The organism is Streptomyces sp. NPDC002784 (genome assembly GCF_053592135.1).
This window is the reverse complement of record NZ_JBSFVD010000005.1, coordinates 42,226-61,343: the sequence shown is the minus strand read 5'-3', so window position 1 is coordinate 61,343 and position 19,118 is coordinate 42,226. Positions and strand designations below refer to the sequence as shown.

Genomic DNA, 19,118 nt, shown 5'->3' with positions numbered 1-19,118 from the left:
GAGGTCTGGTCCGCCATGAAGATCTCTTTCCTGATCCACAACGTGTACGGCATCGGAGGCACGATCGCCACCACCCTCAACCTGGCTCAGGCACTGGCCGCGCGCCACGACGTGGAGATCGTCTCGGTGTTACGCCATCGGGAACGCCCGAACTTCACCGTGGATCCGAGGGTCTCCCTGCGACCGCTGGTGGACCTGCGGACGGAAAAGGACGATCCGCTCCACGGGAGACCCGCGCGCGTGTTCCCCGCCGCCGAGTACCGCTACCGGCAGTACAGCGAGCTGACCGACCGGCGCATCGCCGAGTGGCTGGAAGGGACCGACGCCGACGTGGTGATCGGCACCCGCCCCGGGCTCAATGTGCACCTGGCGTCCCAGGCCCCGCCCCATGTCGTCCGCGTCGGGCAGGAGCACCTCACCCTCGACAACCACCCGCCGGCGCTGCGCACCGCGCTGCGCCGGGCCTACCGGGGGCTCGACGTGCTCACCACCGTCACGGAGGCGGACGCCGCCGCCTACCGGCGCAAGACGCGGTTGCCCGGGGTCAGGGTGCAGGCGCTGCCCAACAGCGTCCCCGACCCTCTGCTGCCTGCCGCGGACGGCCGCGCGAAGGTGGTGGTCGCGGCCGGGCGGCTGGTTCCGGTGAAACGTTACGACCTGCTGGTGGAGGCGTTCGCCCGGGTGGCCGCCGAGCACCCGGACTGGCAGCTGCGGATCTACGGCAAGGGGGAGGAGCGGGACCGGCTGCGTCAGCTCATCCAGCGCCTGGGCCTGTACGACAACGTCTTCCTGATGGGTGCGGCCGCCCCGATGGAAGCGGAGTGGGTCAAGGGCTCGATCGGCGCGGCCGCGTCCGACTTCGAGCCGTTCGGCATGACCCTCGTCGAGGCGATGCGCTGCGGACTGCCCGTGGTGAGCACCGACTGCCCCTACGGCCCCGGCGAGATCATCAAGGACGGACAGGACGGCCGACTGGTGCCGGTCGGGGACAGCGCGGCGCTGGGGGAGGCTCTGCTCGAACTCGTCGGCGACGACGAGCGACGCCGGCGCATGGGCCGTACGGCCCTGGAGAACGCCCGCCGCTTCGCCCCGGGTCCCGTCGTCGAGCAGGCCGAACGCCTGATAGAGGAGGCGATGTCGGCGAGAAGGGCCGGCCGGCCGGTCGCCCCGGAACGCCACGGGATCCAGCGCGCCCTGGTCAGCCGGGGCTTCGCCGCGCGCGACGCCGCCCATGCCGCGGCCGGCGGTGCGCTGCGCGCCGTACGGAAAGGACAGCGATGAACCGGGAACCGGGCACGACCCAGGACACCCAGCTCCGGGTCCACTGCACGGCCGACGCGGACGGCCGCATCACCTTCCGCCTTCCCGCCCTCGACGCGCCACAGCCCCAGGTGCTGCTGCGGCTGCGTCCGAAGAAGGGACAGACCGGGGAGACCGTTCGCGTCCTCGCGGCCGAAGCGGTGCACGACGGCACCCGGCGCGCCGTCCTGGAGCCGTGGCCCGCTCTCGCCGAGGGACGGTGGGACGTGCACCTGCTGCCCGAACCGGGAGCGCCGCGACAGCGCCTGCGGCCCGCCCTGCGGGACGTGCGGGCCCTGGTCGACGGGCACACCCGTGACTGGCCCTCGCCGGTGGCGGTGCGGGTCCCGTACACCACCAAGGACGGCTATCTCGCGGTACGGACATGGCTGCGCACCGCGCACGCCGAGGTCGAGGGCATTGCCGTGACGGACGGGTCGATGACGGTCACGGCGCGGTCGCACGGCGCCCCGCTGGCGGCCGGAGCCGTGGTACGACTGCGTGCCAGGGGCACCAAGGGCGCTGAGCTGACCCGGGAGCCGCAGGTCGACAGCGGTGGCCGGCGGTCACCGTGGACTTCGCCGAGTTGGTCGCCGCCCGAGCCGTGGGCGACCGCGTCTGGGACCTCAGCGTGCAGCCTCGATCCGCCGCCGGAGCCACCGCCCGTATCGGCCGTCTCCTCGACGACCTGGCGGAGCGCAAGGAAGTCTTCGTGTACCCCTCGGCCACCCTCGCCGGTGCCGTGGTGCGCCCGTACTACACGGTCGACAACGACCTCTCCGTGGAGGTGACAGCTGTTCGGCCACAGTGAGCCCCAGCGGCCGTCTTTCGGCGGCTACCGGACGGGCGGCCTGTGGGCCGCGGCAGCGATCTCCTTCGGAGCCCTGGTCGTCGGCTCGGCAGTCGCTCTCTTCGGCATGATCGAGTTCGACGAGTGCATGCACGGGCTGCCCACAGGGCCGGGCGAACTCCTGCGGACGCGGGAGCAGGCGTTTCCGCCCGCGACGGTCTGCGAGTTCCAGCACGGGGACGTCGCCTCGATCGGTGGCCGCGGAGTGCTCGGTGTGCCGCTCTGGGGCAGCCTGCTGGTCCTGGTCGGGCCCGGCGGCGGTGCCGCCTGGGGAGTGACACCGGAGCCCTCCGCCCCGTACAGGTGATCGTCAGCTCCCCGAAGGGAGTACTGCCAGGGCCCGGTGGCCTGTTTCGCTTCTATCGTGGAACGTCTCACCCACGCTCGGCGCCGAGGCAGGGCAGTACATGCGGGAACCGCAGATCGACTACGCGGCGGTCTTCCATGCCCTGCCCGGCATGGTGGCGCTGCTCACCCCCGACCTGGTCTACGTCGACGCCAACGAGGACTTCCTCCGGCTGGCCGGGCGCACCCGCGAGCAGGTGCTGGGCCGGTACATCTTCGACGTCTTCCCCGAGAACCCCCACGAGCCGGCCGCGGCCGGCATGCGCGAGACCCGGGAGTCGATGCAGCGGGTCGTGGCCACCGGCGAGCGCGACCCCATGGCGCTGCTCCGCTACGACATCGAGGACCCCCAGCGGCCCGGTCACTGGCAGGAGCACTACTGGAGTCCGGTCAACGCGCCCGTCCTCGACGCCGACGGACAGGTGGTGCTGCTGGTGCACCGGGTGGAGGAGGTCACCGACCTCATCCGCGCCTTCGGCCGCCGGGGCGGCGACAGCCGCGACCGCGTCCTGGAGGCCGAGCTGTACACCCGGGCCCGCGAGCTCCAGCAAGTCAACGAAAGGCTGCGCAAGGCGCACGCCCGCGAACGTGAGGTCGCGCTGGCGCTGCAGGCGGCGCTGCTGCCGCCGCCCGGCCCGAGCGGCCCGCATCCCGCGGCCGTGCGCTACCAGCCCGCCATCGGCGCCCTGAACGTGTGCGGTGACTGGTACGACCTGGTCGACCTGCCCGACGGGGACCTCGCGGTCGCCGTGGGCGATGTGGTCGGCCACGGTCTGGCGGCCGCCTGCGCCATGGGCCAGCTGCGCAGTGCCCTGAGCGCGGCGTGCCGGGTCGCGGACGGCCCGGCCCAGGCCCTGGACGCCCTCGGCCTGTACGCCCGCTCGGTCGAGGGTGCCGAGTCGAGCACCGCGGCCACCGCCTTCGTCGACCGGGGCGCCCGCTCCGTCTTCTACAGCTGCGCCGGGCACCCGCCGCCCGCGCTGCTCCGCCCCGACGGTGCCGTGACCTTCCTCGACCAGGCCACCGACCCGCCGCTCGGCGCCCGGCCGGAGCACGTTCCCCGCGTCCAGGCCAGTACGCCGTTCACCGAGGGCAGCGTCCTGGTCCTGTACACGGACGGTCTGATCGAGCGCCGCGACGAGGACATCGACGTCGGCCTGGGCCGCCTGGCCGACTCGCTCACCCGGCATCGGCACGCCGAGCCCGATGCCCTCGCCGACGCACTGCTGTCCGACCTCCTCCCGCCCACCGGAAACACCGACGACACGGCCCTGGTCGTCATCCGACTCTGATCCGGCGCACCGGCATCCCCGTCACCGCCGGCGGGTCCGGCTCCCCCAGCCGCTGCCGATTCCGGCGACGTGCAGGGCCAGCAGGGCCAGCCCGATCAGCATCACGTTGGTCGAGGTGAACACGTCGTTGGTCCCGATCTCCGCCGCATTGATGAGCCAGGCGATGAAAAAAAGGACCGCCGCAATGATCGCAAGCACGTTTGCCTCCCGAGTTCGTCCGGTTGTCGTATGCCGTATGCCCCCGGCGAGGCGATGGACACGGCCACGCCCGTTGTGAACGGGCCCGCCCGGTGTGAAGCCGGCGGGGCGCCCGCCGTCATCGCCCGGCCGTAGAGTGGAAGGTCCGGATCCGCCCCTTGCGGCACTCCCGCACCACCCCACCGGAGCCCGCATGCACCACCCGTCCACCGGCCCGGACGACGGCTCCGGCACGCTGTTCGGGCTGGACGCCCTCGACCCCGGACCGGCCCCCGCCCCCTCGCGCGCCCCTCTCTTCCGGGACTCCGCGGCGGCACGCCGGCTGCTGCCGGTGCGGGAGATCCACGCGGAACCCGCCGCGGCGGCGTCCCCGCGAGGCAGGCAGGTCCTGAGCCGCTTCCCCGAGGCGCGGCTGATCACCGTGGACTCCCACTGGCGCATTCCCGGACTGCACGGCAACGAGGGCAACGTCGACCGCTGGGTCCGGATCAAGGGCGAGACGGTCGTCCTCGGCGAGAAGAAGACGCTCACCACCCGCCCCAACGGCAGATCCGCCGACTGGATCGCCCCGGGCACCTCCAACGGCTGCGCCATGGCCTGCGCGTACTGCTACGTGCCGCGCCGCAAGGGGTACGCCAACCCGATCACCGTCTTCACCAACATCGACCGGATCATCGCCCACCTCGCCCGGCACATCGCACGCCAGGGTCCCAAGCCGGAGCCGAACCAGTGCGACGCCCGCTCCTGGGTGTACGACATCGGGGAGAACGGCGACTGCTCGGTGGACGCCCTGATCTGCGACAACACCGCGGACCTCGTCCATGCCTTCCGGCGGTGGCCCACCGCCAAGGCGTCGTTCGCCACCAAGTTCGTCAACCCCGACCTGCTCGCCCTGCACCCCGGCGGCCGCACCCGCATCCGCTTCTCGCTGATGCCGCCCGACGACTCCCGTCTGCTGGACGTACGGACCTCACCCGTCGCCGAGCGCATCGCCGCCGCAGCGGACTTCCTCGACGCCGGTTACGAGGTGCACTTCAACCTCTCGCCGGTGGTCGTCCGGCCCGGCTGGCAGGACGCCTGGGCGGAGCTGCTGAGGCAGCTCGACGACGTCCTGCCCGAGCGGGTGAAACGGCAGGCCGCCGCCGAGGTGATCATGCTGACGCACAACCGGGAACTGCACGAGGTCAACCTCGGCTGGCACCCCCGCGCCGAGGACCTGTTGTGGCGGCCGGAAATCCAGCAGGCCAAGCGGTCCGAGAACGGCGCCCTCAACGTCCGCTACCGAAACGGCGTCAAGGCCGAGGCGGTCGCTTCCCTGCGCTCCTTGATCCACCTCCACGCCCCCTGGCTGGACGTCCGCTACGCCTTCTGACCGGTCGCCCTCCGGGGGAGCCGGGGGCCGGGAGAGCGCTCCCCGAAGGCGCCGTCCAGCGGGTAGGGTGCGGGGATGATCAGGCGGCTGCCGACCCTGGAGGACGTGGCGCGGGAGGCGGGGGTCTCACGGGCGACCGTCTCCCGGGTCATCAACGGGGTGCGCAACGTCGATCCCGCCATCCAGAGCGTGGTGCGCGACGCCGTCGCGCGTACCGGGTACTCACCGAACCGGGCCGCGCGCTCCCTGGTCACCCGCCGGACCGAGACCATCGCGCTCGTCGTCTCCGGAGCGGGCGAACCTCAGGACGGGAAGGGCTCGTTCGCCGCGCGGATGCTGGCGGACCCCTTCTTCGGCCGGGTGGCCGGCGGAGTGATCGACTTCCTGCGCCCGCGGTCGATGCACCCCGTGCTGATGTTCGCCGACTCCGAGGCGACCCGTGCCGAGGTGGTGGCCCATGTGCGGCAGGGCAGCGCGGACGGCGCACTGGTGGTCTCCACGCACGCGGAGGACCCGCTGCCCGAGCAGCTGGCCGAGGCGGCCCTGCCCTGCGTGCTGTTCGCGCGCCCGGCACGGCCGGTCCCGGTCAGCTACGTGGACCTCGCCCACGCCGACGGTGGCCGACTGGCCGCCGAGCATCTCCTGGCCCGCGGTCGCCGACGGCTCGCGACGGTCACGGGACCGCTCGACGTGCCCGCCGGACAGGACCGGCTGGCCGGGTTCCGGGACGCGCTGGCGCGGCGCGGTCACCCGTACATCCCGATCGTCGAGGGCGGCTTCACCTACGACAGCGGTGCCACGGCGATGGCTCGGCTGCTGACCGAGCACCCGCACATCGACGGGGTGTTCGTGGCCAACGACCTGATGGCGCAGGGAGCCTGCGACGTGCTGCGGGAACACGGCAGACGGGTGCCGGACGATGTCGCGGTGATCGGGTTCGACGACTCCAGCGCGGCCCTCGCCTGCCGGCCCGCGCTGACCACCGTCCGGCAGCCGATGGAGGAGATGGCGGGCACGATGGCGCAGCTCCTCCAGGAGCACATCGAGGGGGGCCGCACCGAGCCCACCTCGGTCATCTTCGAACCGGAGCTGGTGGTGCGCGCGTCGGCGTAGGAACGGGATCAGGGCCGTACGCCGACGTCGCCTAGATGCCGGCGCGCAGCGGCTCTCCCACCTCGTGCATGTGCCGCAACGCCTGACGGTAGGAGTCGACGAGGCCGGTCTCCGCGTAGGGGATGCCGAGGTCGCGGCAGTGGGCCTTCACCATGGACTGGGCGAGCCTCAAGTGAGGGCGGGGCATGCTCGGGAACAGGTGGTGCTCGATCTGGTAGTTGAGGCCGCCGAGGAACCAGTCGGTGGCGACACCGCCCTTGATGTTGCGGGATGTCAGGACCTGGCGTCGCAGGTGCCCCCACTTCTCGCCGTCGGGGTCGGGCATGTCCATCCCCTTGTGGTTCGGTGCGAAGGCCAGGCCCAGGTGCAGCCCGAACAGGGCCTGATGGAGCGCGGCGAAGACGAGTGCGTGCGCGAGGGGCATGGTCGTCAGCAGCAGGGTGGCGTACCCGGCGACGTGGGCGATGAGAAGCGCGCCCTCCACCAGGCGCTCGCGGCCGCGCCGGCGGCGCACGTCCTGGAAGCCGGAGAGCTTCAGGGCGAGGCCCTCCAGGAGGGTGAGAGGGAAGAAGAGCCACGCCTGATGGCGGGTGAGCCAGCCGCGGAAGCCCGTGCGGCCGGCGGCCTGCTCGCTGGTGAACACGAGGACATCGGCGGCGACGTCCGGGTCCTTGTCGATGTGGTTGGGGTTGGCGTGATGGCGGTTGTGCTTGTCGTTCCACCACCCGTAGCTCATACCGAGCAGCAGATTGCCGTGGATGAGCCCGATGGTGCGGTTCGTGGCGCGGTTGCCGCTGATCTGGGCATGGCCCGCGTCGTGCCCGATGAACGCCGCGCGGGCGCACAGGATCGCGAGGACGGGGGCGAGGGCGAGGACCCACCACGAAGCGCCGAGGAATGCCATGCCGGTGCCGACGGCGGCCAGGCCCAGGGCGTTGGTGACGATGGTTCGCGCGTACCAGCCGGTGCGCCGTTCGAGGAGCCGTTGCCCCTTGACGGCCCGCAGCAGGGGCGTGAACTCGCTGCTCGTGTCAGGTGACGCTTGCCTCGCGGTGGCCTGCTCGGGGTGCGGCAGAGTGGTTTCGCCGGCCAAGGGCATGGGTGTACTCCGGTGTGGGGTGCGGTGGATGGGGTGCTGCGTCGTGTGGCTCGTCAGCCCGTGCGAATGAACCTACGGAGCCGAGGGGCCGGCGGCCATGGAGCCATCACCCGGCCGATCCGGGGGAGCGCCCGCGTGCTCATGGGGGGTTGTCCGCAGGTCGCGCGGCGGATGGCGGTAGCCCGCCGCCAGGGTCGATGCCCCCTGGTCGCGCCCGGCCGCCGCCGACTCGGAAATTTCTTTTTCGTGAATCGGTGTGTGGGGGATTCTTCGGGGTAGACGCGCCTCTGCCGGTCACTGGACCGGTGATGATCGGCAGAGTTCTACAGGGAGGGGTGTGTGATGGTCGCGACGACCGTGCAGGCTGCTGAGCGGACCACGGACGTCTTGGAGGGGGTTGAGGCGCGACGCGTGGCCCCCCGGGACGCGCGAGAGCTGTCGCGGCACTTCTTCGACCAGCTGGCGGTGCTGGAAGAAGGCACTGAGGAGTTCCAGTACGTCCGCAACACCCTGATCGAGATGAACATGTCCTTGGTCCGGTACGCGGCGGGCCGGTTCCGCAGCCGTGGGCCGCAGGAGATGGAAGACATCGTCCAGGTCGGCATGATCGGTCTGATCAAGGCGATCGACCGGTTCGAGATTTCCCGCGAGGTCGAGTTCACCTCCTTCGCGGTCCCCTACATCGTGGGTGAGATCAAGCGGTTCTTCCGTGACACCTCGTGGGCGGTGCATGTGCCGCGGCGTCTTCAGGAGGCGCGCGTGCAGCTGGCCCGCGCGACCGAGGAACTGCGCAGCCGCCTCGGCCGTACGCCCACGACCAAGGAACTCTCCGAGCTGATGTGCCTGCCGGAGGAGGAGATCGTCGAGGCCAGGCTCGCGTCCAACGCCTACACCTCCGCCTCCCTGGACGCCGCGATCAACAGCAGCGAGGACGGGGAGACGGCACTCCAGGACTTCATCGGTACCGAGGACGCCGCCCTCGACCTGGTCGAGGACCTGCACTGCCTCGCGCCGATGATCGCCGAGCTGGACGAGCGCGACCGCAAGATCATTCACTGGCGCTTCGTCGAGGAACTGACTCAGGCCCAGATCGCCGAGCACCTGGGGATCTCGCAGATGCACGTCTCACGGCTGCTCTCACGCCTGCTGGCCCGCCTGCGCGAAGGCATGCTGACCACACGCTGACCCTCCCCGAGGCGGGAGGCGGTCGGGCTACCAGCCCCTTGGAGGTGACGTACTCCAAGGGGCTGCGGCGCTGTCAGGCGAACGCGGCCGACGGCAGCTCTGCCTCCGTTTCCTCCCAGGAGAGGTAGATACCGAGTTCGACTCCGAGGAACTCCAGGAACGCGACGTCTCCGAGCCCGTCGCCCTGGTGGACGAAGCCGAGCGCCTCCTCCGGTGGGGCGCCGCTCGTCAGATGCGGCAGGCCGGGCTCGAAGAACGTCACCACCTGGCCGTCAAGGGCGTACCCCACCTGGCTGAAGCCCTTGGCGTTGCGATGTACGCAGAACGCCCGCCCTCGCTCGGACAGCGCCGCGAGGCAGGTGCCCGTATGGCAGCTGTGCTCCTCCAGCGCATACGCCCACCCGGCCACCGAGCCCGCTCGGACGATGGTGGTCGGCGGAGTGGGCAGAAAGCCGCCGCTCGTCAGCCTGGCGACCGCCGCTTCGTCTTCCCAGTCCAAGAAGTCGAGGTCACTGATGTGGTCCTCCTCCTGCCTGAGCAGCAGCAACTCCGCCGCTGACCGGGTGAGCGGGACAATCCGGGCGTCCCGGGCGCCGACAGCGCGCAGCAGCTCGTACGGGGAGAGCCCTTCGCTGAGGGTGAGCGTGAATCCGATGTCGTAGGCGTCTGCTATCCACCGCAGCCTGTTCTCCCCGAGTCTCTGATCCACCGGTTCCCCCTCCGCACGATGTCTGCCGCGCGCGGGCGGCCTTCGCGGAGAGACGTCAGCGCCCGGCACTGACACCGCCCCCGGCCGAGAAGGTGCCGTGATGTGGGTACTCATGAGGAGTCTGGGAGGAGACCTGGGGCTGTGGACATCGATGCATGGCTGTTGACCGCGGCGGAGCGTGGCAACCGCGCGACGCGGCTGGACCGTCGTCGGCCGGATGGCGCGGCTTGGTCGTGCGGAAACGAGGTGCGCCCTCTGGTTCATGGGGCGACGTACTTCGCGGAGTTGCTCCGTGCGATCCGGGCGCAGCGCGCCGGTGATCTGCTGCTGTTCACCGACTGGCGCGGCGACCCCGACGAGCGACTCGACGGTCCCGGGAGCGAGATCGGGGCCGTCCTGGCAGCGGCGGCCGAGCGCGGTGTGATCGTCAAGGGGCTGGTGTGGCGCTCGCACCTGGACCGCTTCCAGTTCAGCGAGGCGGAGAACCGCCACCTCGGCGAGCAGGTCGCCGCGGCGGGCGGCGAGTTCCTGCTGGACATGCGGGTGCGCCCGGGCGGATCGCACCACCAGAAGTTCATCGTGCTCCGGCACGCCGACCGCCCCGAGCTGGACGTCGCCTTCGTCGGGGGCATCGACCTGTGCCACAGCCGCAACGACGACGCGAGCCACCGCGGCGACCCCCAGCCCTTGCCGCTCGCCGCCGCGTACGGCCCCAATCCGCCCTGGCACGACCTCCAGCTCGCGATCCGCGGACCGGCCGTCGGCGACCTGGAGGCCTGCTTCCGTGAACGCTGGGAGGATCCGGCGCCCCTCACCCGCAGCCCGCTCGTCCGCCTGCGCGAGCTCGTGCACCACGAGGACGTCCACGCCGACCCGCTCCCGCCCCAGCGACCCGACCCTTCCCCCCGCGGCACGGCCATGGTCCAGATCCTGCGCACCTACCCCAACCGCCTCCTGCGCGGCTACGACTTCGCGCCCGACGGCGAACGCAGCATCGCGCGCGGTTACCGCAAGGCATTGCGCCGGGCCCGGGCCCTGATCTATCTGGAGGACCAGTACCTGTGGTCCCCGCGCGTGGTGGAGTGCTTCGCCGAGGCCCTGAGCAGCAACCCCCGCCTGCGCCTGATCGCGGTCGTCCCTTCCTTCCCGGATCAGGACGGCTCCGTCAGCCTGCCGATGAACCTCGTCGGCCGCGTTGCCGCCCTGAACAGGCTGCGGCAGGCCGGGGGCGACCGCGTCGGGGTGTACGGCCTGGAGAACCATGCCGGAACCCCGGTGTACGTACACGCCAAGGTCTGCGTGATCGACGACGTCTGGGCCTCGGTCGGCTCCGACAACGTCAACCTGCGCTCCTGGACCCACGACTCAGAGCTGTCCTGCGCCGTCCTGGACGAGTCCAGGGACCCGCGCGAGCCGCACGACCCCGGCGGCCTCGGCGACGGCGCCCGCGGCTTCGCCCGCAACCTGCGCCTGGAGTTGTCGCGCGAGCACTTGGACCACGAGGACATGGAAGGGCGGGAAGCCGACGAACTCTGCGATCCGGTGAGCGCATTCGACGCCTTCGCGAGGAGTGCCGCCGCGCTGGACTCCTGGCACCGCAACGGCCGCCGCGGCCCTCGACCGCCGGGCAGGCTGCGTCCCTACCGCTCACCGAGGATGTCCCGTACGGCGCTGACGCTCGCGAAGCCGCTGCACCGGGTCCTCGTCGACCCGGACGGCAGGCCCTTCATGCTGCGGCGCCGCAATGAGTTCTGACGCAGGGCGGCGGATCAGCACCGCCGTATCCCTGGTGGGCGGTTCACCGGCGCTACAAGGGCGCACCCGATCGATCCCCAGGGACCCGGCACCTCTCAGCCGCTGATGTCGAGCGCCGTTCCGTACAACCGGTCGACCTTCAGCCGGATGACCACGCGGCGCTCGGCGACCAGCTGCTCCAGGAACGCGTCCTCGTCCTCCGGCTTCGCGGCGGCGGGGATCATCCCGAGCAACTCCCGCCCGACCGCGTCCCCGGGCGCCGTCGTGGTCTCGGAGACCTCGGCGTCGCCCTCGGCGACAGCGAAGGACCACACGTCGCCGCCCTGCACATGCACCGAGGCACGGGGATTGCGGCGCAGATGCCCGATCTTGATCCGGTCGGCCGTGGTCGAGAACCGCACGATGCGCGCCTCGGGGTCCCAGCTGTACAGCATGGTGGTCAGGTGGGGGTGGCCGCTGCGCCTGACGGTGGCGAGCGTTCCGAACTGCTGCCGGCCGAGCAGGGCGGAGAGCGCTTCGTCGGACAGGGCGCGAGGTGCTGGTCCTTGAGTCATGACGTGATCAACCCCCGTGACTGCTCGGCTATTTCATGGTCCTCTCGGGCCCCTTTCGTCACCCCTGGACTGCCAGCGCCCGCTCTGCGGCTCGCAGGTGCCGGGCGACCGGTCCGAAGGAGATCAGTCCGCTCGTCGCTCCGGCCAACTCTCCCTGCGCGGGGCTGAGTTCCTGTACCGCCCGCCGCAGGATCCGCGGGTGCCCGACGGCTTGGGCGCTGCGGGCGAGCACGCACCACAGGGCCTCCTGGAGCAAGTCGTGCGGGGGCCTCGGTACCCGGTCGAGTGCCTGCCGGGCCAGGTCGGCCGCGCCGGAGCCGGCCAGCAACAGGGGCTCCAGCCAGGGCTGGTAGGGGCCGGCGTCGAGGCCGGCGAAGTCGTCGGGACGCGGCAGGGCGTCCTCGGTGCGCAGCACCGGCACGAGCGCGACCAGCGCGTCGGCTCCGCGGGCGAGGCCGGGCATGCCGCAGTCGGCGGTCGCCGCCAGGGCGTCGGAGTAGAGCGGGCGGGCGGCGGCCCAGCCGTCGGTCTCGCAGGTGCGCAGCGCACGGAACCAGGAGGTGAACACACCCGCCAGAGGCCGTTCGTGATGGGCGGCCAGCCGGTCGGTGGCCTCCGCCTCCGCTCCCGCGCCGGTGAAGTCCCCCAGTCCGGCGAGGGCTTGGAGGCGTACGAGGCGTCCGAGGACTTCGTGGCTGGGCAGTTGGTGGTCCTCGGCGAGGCGGATCAGTTCCCGCCCGGTGGCGTCCCGGTAGGCGCTGTTGCCGCAGTGGCCGAACGACTGCATGAAGGCGCCGTTGAGGGCGAACGCGAGCAGCGTCGGGTCACCGAGCCGCCGCGCGAGAAGGACGGCTTCCTCGGCGGCCCGCTCGGCGCGCGCCCGCCATCCTTCGCGGACCGGCGGGGCGGCGGCCGGGGCGGGCGGGGTGTCGGCTGCCGCGTCCCCGCGGGACTCCACCGCGATGACCGACAGCAGCCGGGCGCGCAGGGCCAAGGTGTCACCGGGGGCCAGCGCCGAGGCGGCGCGGGCCGCGGCGCGGGCGAGCTGTCCGGCGCTTTCGGGGTCGTCGGCACGGGTCCAGACCGCGGGGACGTCGTAGGACCCGATGACGCGGGCCGTCAGCTCGGCGTCTCCGGTGGCCTCGGCCGCAGCGACCACGTCCCGGCGGTATTCACGGGCTTCGGCCAGGCCGTCGGCGCCGGTGACGGCGAGATCGCGCAACAGGCCCGCGGCGGCGTACAGCCGGGCCCTGGAGCGGGCCGGCACCGAACGCTCCCAGGCGGCCGCCGCCCGGCCCCACACCCCGTCGGCGATACCGGCGTCCGCGGCGGGCTCGCCGGTGGCGGAACCCTTGAGGATCTGCGCCTCGACGCGGGCCAGCGCCGGTCCCGGCCCGGTGCCCGGCTCCCCGGCCAGCGCGCCACGGGCGCGCCGCAACGTCTCCTGGGCGTCCGCGCGCCGACCGGAGCGGGCCAGCGCGGTGGCCAGCAGCACCCAGCCGTCCTCCCGTGCCGGATGCGCGGCGACATGGGCCTCCAGGTCGACGGCCGCTTCCCGGGCGGCGCCGGTGGCCAGCAGGGCGTCGGCCCGGCGCTCCACCGCGTGCAGGCGCAGGGCCTCAAGCCGGGCACGGTCGGCGGCGGCCCATCGGGCGGAGGGGAAGTCGGCGAGGACCGGTCCGCGCCACAGGGCGAGCGCCGCGTCCCACAGCGCTACGGCCGCCTGCGGGGCCGCCGTACCGGCCTGCTGTACCGCATCCTCGAAGCGCCACGCGTCGACCGCGTCACGGCTCGCTCGGAGCGCGTAACCGGGGCCCTGGGTCACCAGCAGCCGGGACGCCTCGCGGGGCGGCCGTCCGGGTTCCAGGGAGCGGCGCAGCGCGGCGACGAAGGTGCGCACCGCCCCCACCGCCGCGGCGGGCGCCTCGTCCTCCCACAGATCCGCCACCAGCCGGTCCACCGTCACCACCCGGCCCCGTGCGACCAGCAACCGGCCCAGCACCTCCCGGTGCCGCGGAGCCCCGAGGGCCAGCGGCTCGCCCTCCGCGCTCCAGGCGGCCACCGGCCCCAGCAGTCCGAATGCGACGCCCACGGCACGGTCCCTTCGCGGACGGCCCCGTTGCCGGCGCGCCGATCCCGTTCACTCATCGATCACTGATCCGGCGCCCGCAGCCTGGATCACGTCCCCGGACGAGCCCGGCCCCAGTCGCCCGGAGCGTCCACTCTGCCACGAGCACCAGGAGTATCCGCGTGTCCCCTCTGAGCATCCCCGGCTTCACCGAACAGCGAGTGACCGTCGACGACGGTGTCGCCCTGCACGCCGCCGTCGGCGGCAGCGGCAGCCCGGTCGTGCTGCTGCACGGCTTCCCGCAGACCCACCTGATGTGGCGGCACGTCGCGGCCGACCTGGCCGCCGACCACACCGTCATCTGCCCCGACCTGCGCGGCTACGGCGCCAGCGACAAGCCCGCCGAGACCGGTCCAGACGTCTACTCCAAGCGCACCATGGGCCGGGACGTCGTCCGCCTCGCCGAAGAACTGGGTCACCCCCGCTTCACCCTCGCCGGCCACGACCGGGGCGCCCTCGTCGCCTTCCGTACCGCCATGGACCACCCGCAGGCCGTCTCCCGCGCACTGTTCCTCGACGTGCTGCCGACCCTGGACATGTGGGACGCCCTGCGCGGCGTGTCCGGTGCGGTGGGATTCCACCTGTACCTGATGGCCCAGGCCCCCGGTCTGCCGGAGGAGATGATCCGGGGAGCCGCCGACAGCTTCTTCTCGTACTTCCTCGACGCCTGGACCAACGACCCCGCCGCCCTGCCCGCCGACGTCCGCCGCCACTACCTCGACGCCTCCGCGGCGGCGGTGGACTCCATCGTGGCGGACTACCGCGCCTCGGCCGGTATCGACGTCGAGCACGACACCGTCGACCGCGAGAACGGCGACCGGCTCGCCATGCCGGTCACCGTCCTGCAGCAGGACTGGGGCGCCGCCCTCGGCTATCACGCCGAGGGACTGTGGAGCGCCTGGGCGCCCGACCTCCGCCACCGCACCGTCTCGTGCGGCCACTTCATGGCGGAGGAGGACCCGAAGCTGATCGCGGCGGAGATCCGCGCGCTCGCCGATCGCTGAACCGGGGCGCTCGGAGGGGGACGGCACTCGGGGAGGCACCGCCATCCCCCTCGTCTCCCAGCGTCACTGTCCGGGGCTCATCTACCCGGAAACAGCACGCAAACCAGCCTTACTGCTCGCCCAGGGCGCTGGCGCGTTGGTCGAACTCGGTGCCCGAGGGCTGGGCGCCGATGAAGCGGGTGGGCCGGAAGGGCCGTAGGAGGTCCTGCTCCTGGTCGGTGGTGATCTCGCTCGCGGCCAGCCGTCCCAGGATCGGTGCCAGGGTGATGCCGCTGTGGGAGACGAGGCAGTAGATGCGGGACCGGCTGGATGCGTAGCCGGCGACGCTGTGGCCGTCCGCGGGTAAGGACCGGATGCCGATGCGCAGGTCTATCTCCGGTGCGGCGCCGCTCGCATCGGGGAGGAGCGCTGAGAAGCGTCGAGCGAGGGTGCGTGCGAGGGCCCCGTCGGCGGTGGGCGGGTTTGCCGGGTCGACGTCCTGATTGAGGTCCAGAGCCTGTAGGACCGTCTGGCCGCCGGTGGCGGGGCGGAGGTTGAGTCCAGGGGTGTGGAGCACACAGCGGAGGTCGAGTTGCGGGCTCCTGACGTATCCGAGCACGCCGACCGTCTGCGATCCGCGGCTGGTGTCCGTCACCATGGGGATGTCGATGTCGGCCCGTGCGGCCAGTTGTTGCGTCCAGCGGCCGGCCGCCAGCACGGCCCGGTCGCCCTTGAGGGTTTCTCCTCCGGCCAGGGTGACGGACACTCCGTCAGCTCTGTCATGGATGGCCACCACCGCGCCGAACGCCAGCCTGGCTCCGTGCCGTTCGGCGTCGGCGAGAAGGTTCGTCATGAAGAGTTCGGGCAGTACGTATCCCTCGCTGGGGAAGTGGGCGCAGGACGTGATGGTCTCCGGGACGCGGAGGGCGCCTGCGATGCGCGTTGCCTCGGCGGGCGTTACCCAGCGCGCGGGGTAGCCGAGGGACTGCAGGCGTTCCACGTTGTCGGCGAGCCACTGCTCGTTTGCGGAGTCCGCCCACTGCAGCGCTCCGCTGGGGAAGTAGGCCTGCGCTCCGGGCAGTTGTTCGGCGAGCCTGGCGTGCTCCTGCATCCCGGCGAGGTTGAGCCGGTGGTAGTCGGGGTCCGGCTTCCGGCTCGAGTTGGTCCAGGCGAATGTGGTCGCGGTGGTCCCGGTGCCGGCTCCCGATCGGTCGATCAGGAGAACTTCCTCGCCGCCGACGGCAAGCTGCCTCGCGGCACTCACTCCCAGCACGCCGGCACCGATGACGATGACCTTCATGGTCTGCGCATCCTTTCCGCGAGGGCACGCTGCGGACCGTTGCCCGAGGGTACGCCCCGGCAATTCAGTTAGAGCCTGTAACTGGAGTTCTTGACTGTCGCCATGCCATTACGTTATAACTTCTAACTAACGGCAAGGGCTCTAGCTCAAGCTCGCCAGGAGGGCAATCCCATGAGCGCGATATCCATGTCACCCACCCGTCAGCACCGCCGACCTCCCCGGGCGGTGTCCGTCTCCGCGTGGGCGGTGCCCGTCATGGTGGTCGGGCAGTTCGTCCTGATTGCGGTCGTACCAGTCGTGGTCGCCCTGGTCGCTGCCACGCTCCGGGTCCAGGACCGGGCGGTGCGTTTCGGGGCCGGGCTGGTCGCGGCCGTATGCGCCATCCCGCTCGTCATCTGGCTGGTGCGACCCGACGGCGCGCCGAGTCCGTCCAAGGACATGCACCCCGTGTTCCTGGGCCTCATCCCCGCCGCTTCCGCCGTACTCATCCTGGCCGTTCACCGGGCCGGCCGCCGCTGACCGCATCGCCTTACGGCCATCTCTCGCCACCGACCGCCGTACGCACCTCCTCCGATCGCACCCACACAAGGGGAACGCCATGCTGAACACCCACACCGCGACGCCGTCGAGCCGACGGGCCGCCGCGCTCGCGATCTCACTCGCCGTCACCGGTCTTCTCGGGGCCGCTGCCCTGCCGGCGCAGGCCCACCCCGGGCCGGCCAACGACCACTCTCCGACCTGTCGCGGGAAGGGAGTCGATCCCACCGCGCAGATCCGCTACTCCACCGACATCGTGATCGACGCGTCGATCGAGACGATCTGGAAGCTCCAGACCGACGTCGAGCGCTGGCCCGCCTGGCAGCAGCCCGTCCTCAGCGCCGAACGCCTCGACCCGGGACGGCTTGGCGAGGGTTCGGCGTTCCGCTGGACGACGCCCGCGCCCGCCACGCCCACCACTCCCGAGACCACCCTGGAGATCACGTCCACCGTCCAGCAGGTGAAGCAGCACATGTGTCTGCGGTGGACGGGGCCCGCTGAAGGTGAGGGGTTGCGGATCGACGAGTGTGTCCACGTGTGGACGTTCAAGAAGGTCAAGGGCGGCGTGCGCGTCCACACGGAGGAGACCTGGACCGGTGAGCAGGTCGAGGCGGACGCCCCGCTCGCGACCGAGATGCTCGGGTGGGGCCTTGAGGGGTGGCTGGCCGACCTCAAGGCCGCGGCGGAGGCACGGGGTTAAGCGGCACCGCGGCGAAAGTGCCGCGTGGGCTGGTCGCGCGTCGGGCCCCGAGGGGACGGGTTCGACCCGGCGCCGCGCGTTCCTACGACCTCGCCGACGCGGCCGTGAAGAAGGCCGGCCTCGCTTCCGCGCGCCACATCGTCGACGCCGACGGCAGCAAGCTCGGCCGCACCGTCTACGGCCTACGTCGGCCCGTCCACCCTCCTGCACACCCTGGTCACCGACAGGTCGGGCCCACGCCGACGAGGTCGCCGCACTCGAAGACACCGGCGCCCTAGTGAGGACCGTCTGACAGAACCGCGGCAGACCCACCAGCCGGCCCGCCCCGCTTCCGCCGAGCGGGCCCCGAAGCCGCCCCTCAAAACCCGGCAGCCGGTCCGCCCGGCTCCCACCGAGCGCCCCCGAGGCGGCACCCTAGAAACCCGGCAGCCGGGGGTCCGCCCCGCTGCCCCCGAGCACCCCCGAAGCCGCACCCTGGAACCCCGGCAGCCGGTCTGCCCCGCTTCCGCCGAGCGGGCCCCGAAGCCGCCCCTTAGAACCCCGCCAGCCGGTCCACCCCGCTCCCACCGAGCGCCCCCGAAGCCGCCCCCTAGGACGACTCCCGCACCACCAGCTCCGTAGGCAGCGTCAACTGCCGTTCAGCGGACGCGACCTCGCTGATCTCGTCGAGCAGGATCGCCGCCATCGTCCGCCCCAGTTCCTCGACCGGCTGCCGGATCGTGGTCAGCGGCGGGTTGGTGTGGCGGGCGAGGACGGAGTCCTCGAAGCCGACGACGGCCACGTCACCCGGCACCTGCCGTCCCTGGCGGCGCAGTTCGCTCAGGGCGCTGACGGCCATCAGGTCGGACGCGGCGAAGACGGCGTCCAGATCCGGCGCACGTTCAAGAAGCGAACGCATCGCCCGGCGGCCGCCCTCTTCGGTGAAGTCGCCCACCTCGACCAGGAGTTCGTCGGCCGGAACCCCCGCCTCCGCGTGGGCGGCGCGCCAGCCATCGAGGCGGCTGCGGCCGACGTCCATGTCGAGCGCGCCGGTGATGGTGGCGATGCGGCGCCGGCCGCCGTCCAGCAGATGCCGCACGGCCGCGGCGGCGCCCCCGGCGTTGTCGGCGGTGACGTAGCTCAGCGGCTCGTTCTCGTCGCGGCGGCCCGCCAGCACCGTGGGCAGGCCCATCTCCTCCAGCATGCCGGGCAGTTGGTCGTGGGCGTGGACCGAGACCAGCAGGACGCCGTCGACCCGGCGGGTGGCCACCGACGCGGCCAGCTGGTCCCGTTCGGACTGGTCGCGGACGAGCATCAGCTGGAGCTGGGTGCGGGTCTCGGAGAGCGCGCCGCTCACGCCGCGGATCAGGGCGGCGAAGTAGGGCTCCGAGCCGAGCCGGCTCTCCGACTCGGGGATCACCAGGGCCACCGCGTTCGTGCGGTTGGTGACCAGTCCGCGGGCGACCGAGTTGGGGACGTAGTCCAGCTCCTTGATCGCGGCCAGCACCCGGGCCCGCGCGTCGGCGCTGACGAGTTCCGAGCCGTTGATGACGCGGGACACCGTGGTCCGACCCACCCCGGCACGGGCGGCGACCGTCTTGATCGTGGGACGGCGGTTCCCTGTCATGTGCTCCTCCCGGCAGCAGCCGCGGCGGCACCGGCCGCGGACGTGACCAGCGGCAATTGTGGCAGACGCGGGACGGCGGGCAGCACCCCCGCC

At 72.1% G+C, this 19,118-nt stretch carries 18 protein-coding genes; 11 read left to right on the top strand and 7 right to left on the bottom strand.

Features of this window, described 5'->3' with window-relative positions:
- The first annotated feature begins 15 nt into the window (after nucleotides 1-15).
- From ACWD1Z_RS12320 to ACWD1Z_RS12305, 4 genes are all read left to right on the top strand, one after another.
- The gene (locus ACWD1Z_RS12320; RefSeq protein WP_451117942.1) at nucleotides 16-1,281 is read left to right on the top strand and encodes a glycosyltransferase family 4 protein; all 1,266 of its coding nucleotides are present in this window, start codon (nucleotides 16-18) and stop codon (nucleotides 1,279-1,281) included.
- Nucleotides 1,278-2,090 carry a transferase gene (locus ACWD1Z_RS12315; protein ID WP_451117940.1) on the top strand — a complete coding sequence of 271 codons (813 nt, stop codon included), beginning with the start codon at nucleotides 1,278-1,280 and terminating at the stop codon, nucleotides 2,088-2,090. The genes ACWD1Z_RS12320 and ACWD1Z_RS12315 overlap by 4 nt, the downstream gene beginning before the upstream one ends.
- 126 nt (nucleotides 2,091-2,216) lie before the next feature.
- Complete coding sequence (locus tag ACWD1Z_RS12310; RefSeq protein ID WP_451117938.1) at nucleotides 2,217-2,456, top strand: hypothetical protein; 240 nt, start codon at nucleotides 2,217-2,219, stop codon at nucleotides 2,454-2,456.
- Between the two features lie 100 nt (nucleotides 2,457-2,556).
- Nucleotides 2,557-3,786 (top strand): PP2C family protein-serine/threonine phosphatase, encoded by a 1,230-nt coding sequence (locus ACWD1Z_RS12305; protein WP_451117936.1) that lies wholly within the window; start codon nucleotides 2,557-2,559, stop codon nucleotides 3,784-3,786.
- Between the two features lie 21 nt (nucleotides 3,787-3,807).
- Here ACWD1Z_RS12305 and ACWD1Z_RS12300 read toward each other — a convergent pair whose 3' ends face one another.
- Nucleotides 3,808-3,984 carry a hypothetical protein gene (locus ACWD1Z_RS12300; RefSeq protein ID WP_451117934.1) on the bottom strand — a complete coding sequence of 59 codons (177 nt, stop codon included), beginning with the start codon at nucleotides 3,982-3,984 and terminating at the stop codon, nucleotides 3,808-3,810.
- Nucleotides 3,985-4,177: 193 nt separating this feature from the next.
- On the opposite strand from ACWD1Z_RS12300, the gene ACWD1Z_RS12295 reads away from it, so the two are divergent.
- Complete coding sequence (locus ACWD1Z_RS12295) at nucleotides 4,178-5,356, top strand: spore photoproduct lyase family protein (protein ID WP_451117933.1); 1,179 nt, start codon at nucleotides 4,178-4,180, stop codon at nucleotides 5,354-5,356.
- A gap of 75 nt (nucleotides 5,357-5,431) precedes the next feature.
- Nucleotides 5,432-6,469, top strand: coding sequence for a LacI family DNA-binding transcriptional regulator (locus tag ACWD1Z_RS12290; protein ID WP_451117932.1), 1,038 nt, complete (start codon nucleotides 5,432-5,434; stop codon nucleotides 6,467-6,469).
- Nucleotides 6,470-6,500: 31 nt separating this feature from the next.
- Here the strand turns inward: ACWD1Z_RS12290 and ACWD1Z_RS12285 are convergent, their stop codons facing one another.
- On the bottom strand, nucleotides 6,501-7,568 hold the full coding sequence (locus ACWD1Z_RS12285) for a fatty acid desaturase family protein (protein WP_451117930.1): 1,068 nt from the start codon (nucleotides 7,566-7,568) through the stop codon (nucleotides 6,501-6,503).
- 342 nt (nucleotides 7,569-7,910) lie between these two features.
- Between ACWD1Z_RS12285 and ACWD1Z_RS12280 the strand changes: the two genes are divergently transcribed.
- A complete protein-coding gene (locus tag ACWD1Z_RS12280) occupies nucleotides 7,911-8,753 on the top strand; it encodes a SigB/SigF/SigG family RNA polymerase sigma factor (RefSeq protein ID WP_451117929.1) in 843 nt (280 codons plus the stop codon).
- Between the two features lie 73 nt (nucleotides 8,754-8,826).
- On the opposite strand, the gene ACWD1Z_RS12275 is transcribed toward ACWD1Z_RS12280, so the two are convergent.
- Complete coding sequence (locus ACWD1Z_RS12275; RefSeq protein WP_451117927.1) at nucleotides 8,827-9,462, bottom strand: DUF6461 domain-containing protein; 636 nt, start codon at nucleotides 9,460-9,462, stop codon at nucleotides 8,827-8,829.
- 246 nt (nucleotides 9,463-9,708) lie between these two features.
- Between ACWD1Z_RS12275 and ACWD1Z_RS12270 the strand changes: the two genes are divergently transcribed.
- Complete coding sequence (locus tag ACWD1Z_RS12270; protein WP_451117925.1) at nucleotides 9,709-11,217, top strand: phospholipase D family protein; 1,509 nt, start codon at nucleotides 9,709-9,711, stop codon at nucleotides 11,215-11,217.
- Nucleotides 11,218-11,312: 95 nt separating this feature from the next.
- On the opposite strand, the gene ACWD1Z_RS12265 is transcribed toward ACWD1Z_RS12270, so the two are convergent.
- Nucleotides 11,313-11,771, bottom strand: coding sequence for a TIGR03618 family F420-dependent PPOX class oxidoreductase (locus ACWD1Z_RS12265; protein WP_451117923.1), 459 nt, complete (start codon nucleotides 11,769-11,771; stop codon nucleotides 11,313-11,315).
- Nucleotides 11,772-11,829: 58 nt separating this feature from the next.
- Nucleotides 11,830-13,863, bottom strand: a complete 2,034-nt coding sequence (locus tag ACWD1Z_RS12260; protein WP_451117921.1) for a BTAD domain-containing putative transcriptional regulator — start codon at nucleotides 13,861-13,863, stop codon at nucleotides 11,830-11,832.
- Nucleotides 13,864-14,021: 158 nt separating this feature from the next.
- Here ACWD1Z_RS12260 and ACWD1Z_RS12255 point away from each other — a divergent pair, with 158 nt between their 5' ends.
- Entirely contained in the window at nucleotides 14,022-14,903 is an 882-nt protein-coding gene (locus tag ACWD1Z_RS12255; RefSeq protein WP_451117920.1) for an alpha/beta fold hydrolase, read from the top strand.
- A gap of 109 nt (nucleotides 14,904-15,012) precedes the next feature.
- On the opposite strand, the gene ACWD1Z_RS12250 is transcribed toward ACWD1Z_RS12255, so the two are convergent.
- Nucleotides 15,013-16,182 carry an NAD(P)/FAD-dependent oxidoreductase gene (locus tag ACWD1Z_RS12250; protein WP_451117918.1) on the bottom strand — a complete coding sequence of 390 codons (1,170 nt, stop codon included), beginning with the start codon at nucleotides 16,180-16,182 and terminating at the stop codon, nucleotides 15,013-15,015.
- Between the two features lie 171 nt (nucleotides 16,183-16,353).
- Here ACWD1Z_RS12250 and ACWD1Z_RS12245 point away from each other — a divergent pair, with 171 nt between their 5' ends.
- Complete coding sequence (locus tag ACWD1Z_RS12245; RefSeq protein ID WP_451117917.1) at nucleotides 16,354-16,701, top strand: hypothetical protein; 348 nt, start codon at nucleotides 16,354-16,356, stop codon at nucleotides 16,699-16,701.
- A 79-nt stretch (nucleotides 16,702-16,780) separates the two neighbouring features.
- The gene (locus ACWD1Z_RS12240) at nucleotides 16,781-17,419 is read left to right on the top strand and encodes an SRPBCC family protein (RefSeq protein WP_451117915.1); all 639 of its coding nucleotides are present in this window, start codon (nucleotides 16,781-16,783) and stop codon (nucleotides 17,417-17,419) included.
- Nucleotides 17,420-18,008: 589 nt separating this feature from the next.
- Here the strand turns inward: ACWD1Z_RS12240 and ACWD1Z_RS12235 are convergent.
- Entirely contained in the window at nucleotides 18,009-19,025 is a 1,017-nt protein-coding gene (locus tag ACWD1Z_RS12235) for a LacI family DNA-binding transcriptional regulator (protein ID WP_451117914.1), read from the bottom strand.
- Between the last annotated feature and the right edge of the window lie 93 nt (nucleotides 19,026-19,118).

What these genes read in the sequence shown, in the direction of transcription:
- ACWD1Z_RS12305 (WP_451117936.1), top strand. Translation starts at nt 2,557, where the DNA reads ATGCGGGAACCGCAGATCGACTACGCGGCGGTCTTCCATGCCCTGCCC.
- ACWD1Z_RS12280 (WP_451117929.1), top strand. Translation starts at nt 7,911, where the DNA reads ATGGTCGCGACGACCGTGCAGGCTGCTGAGCGGACCACGGACGTCTTG.
- ACWD1Z_RS12290 (WP_451117932.1), top strand. Translation starts at nt 5,432, where the DNA reads ATGATCAGGCGGCTGCCGACCCTGGAGGACGTGGCGCGGGAGGCGGGG.
- ACWD1Z_RS12315 (WP_451117940.1), top strand. Translation starts at nt 1,278, where the DNA reads ATGAACCGGGAACCGGGCACGACCCAGGACACCCAGCTCCGGGTCCAC.
- ACWD1Z_RS12245 (WP_451117917.1), top strand. Translation starts at nt 16,354, where the DNA reads ATGAGCGCGATATCCATGTCACCCACCCGTCAGCACCGCCGACCTCCC.
- ACWD1Z_RS12285 (WP_451117930.1), bottom strand. Translation starts at nt 7,568, where the DNA reads ATGCCCTTGGCCGGCGAAACCACTCTGCCGCACCCCGAGCAGGCCACC.
- ACWD1Z_RS12250 (WP_451117918.1), bottom strand. Translation starts at nt 16,182, where the DNA reads ATGAAGGTCATCGTCATCGGTGCCGGCGTGCTGGGAGTGAGTGCCGCG.
- ACWD1Z_RS12240 (WP_451117915.1), top strand. Translation starts at nt 16,781, where the DNA reads ATGCTGAACACCCACACCGCGACGCCGTCGAGCCGACGGGCCGCCGCG.
- ACWD1Z_RS12320 (WP_451117942.1), top strand. Translation starts at nt 16, where the DNA reads ATGAAGATCTCTTTCCTGATCCACAACGTGTACGGCATCGGAGGCACG.
- ACWD1Z_RS12235 (WP_451117914.1), bottom strand. Translation starts at nt 19,025, where the DNA reads ATGACAGGGAACCGCCGTCCCACGATCAAGACGGTCGCCGCCCGTGCC.
- ACWD1Z_RS12265 (WP_451117923.1), bottom strand. Translation starts at nt 11,771, where the DNA reads ATGACTCAAGGACCAGCACCTCGCGCCCTGTCCGACGAAGCGCTCTCC.
- ACWD1Z_RS12295 (WP_451117933.1), top strand. Translation starts at nt 4,178, where the DNA reads ATGCACCACCCGTCCACCGGCCCGGACGACGGCTCCGGCACGCTGTTC.
- ACWD1Z_RS12310 (WP_451117938.1), top strand. Translation starts at nt 2,217, where the DNA reads ATGATCGAGTTCGACGAGTGCATGCACGGGCTGCCCACAGGGCCGGGC.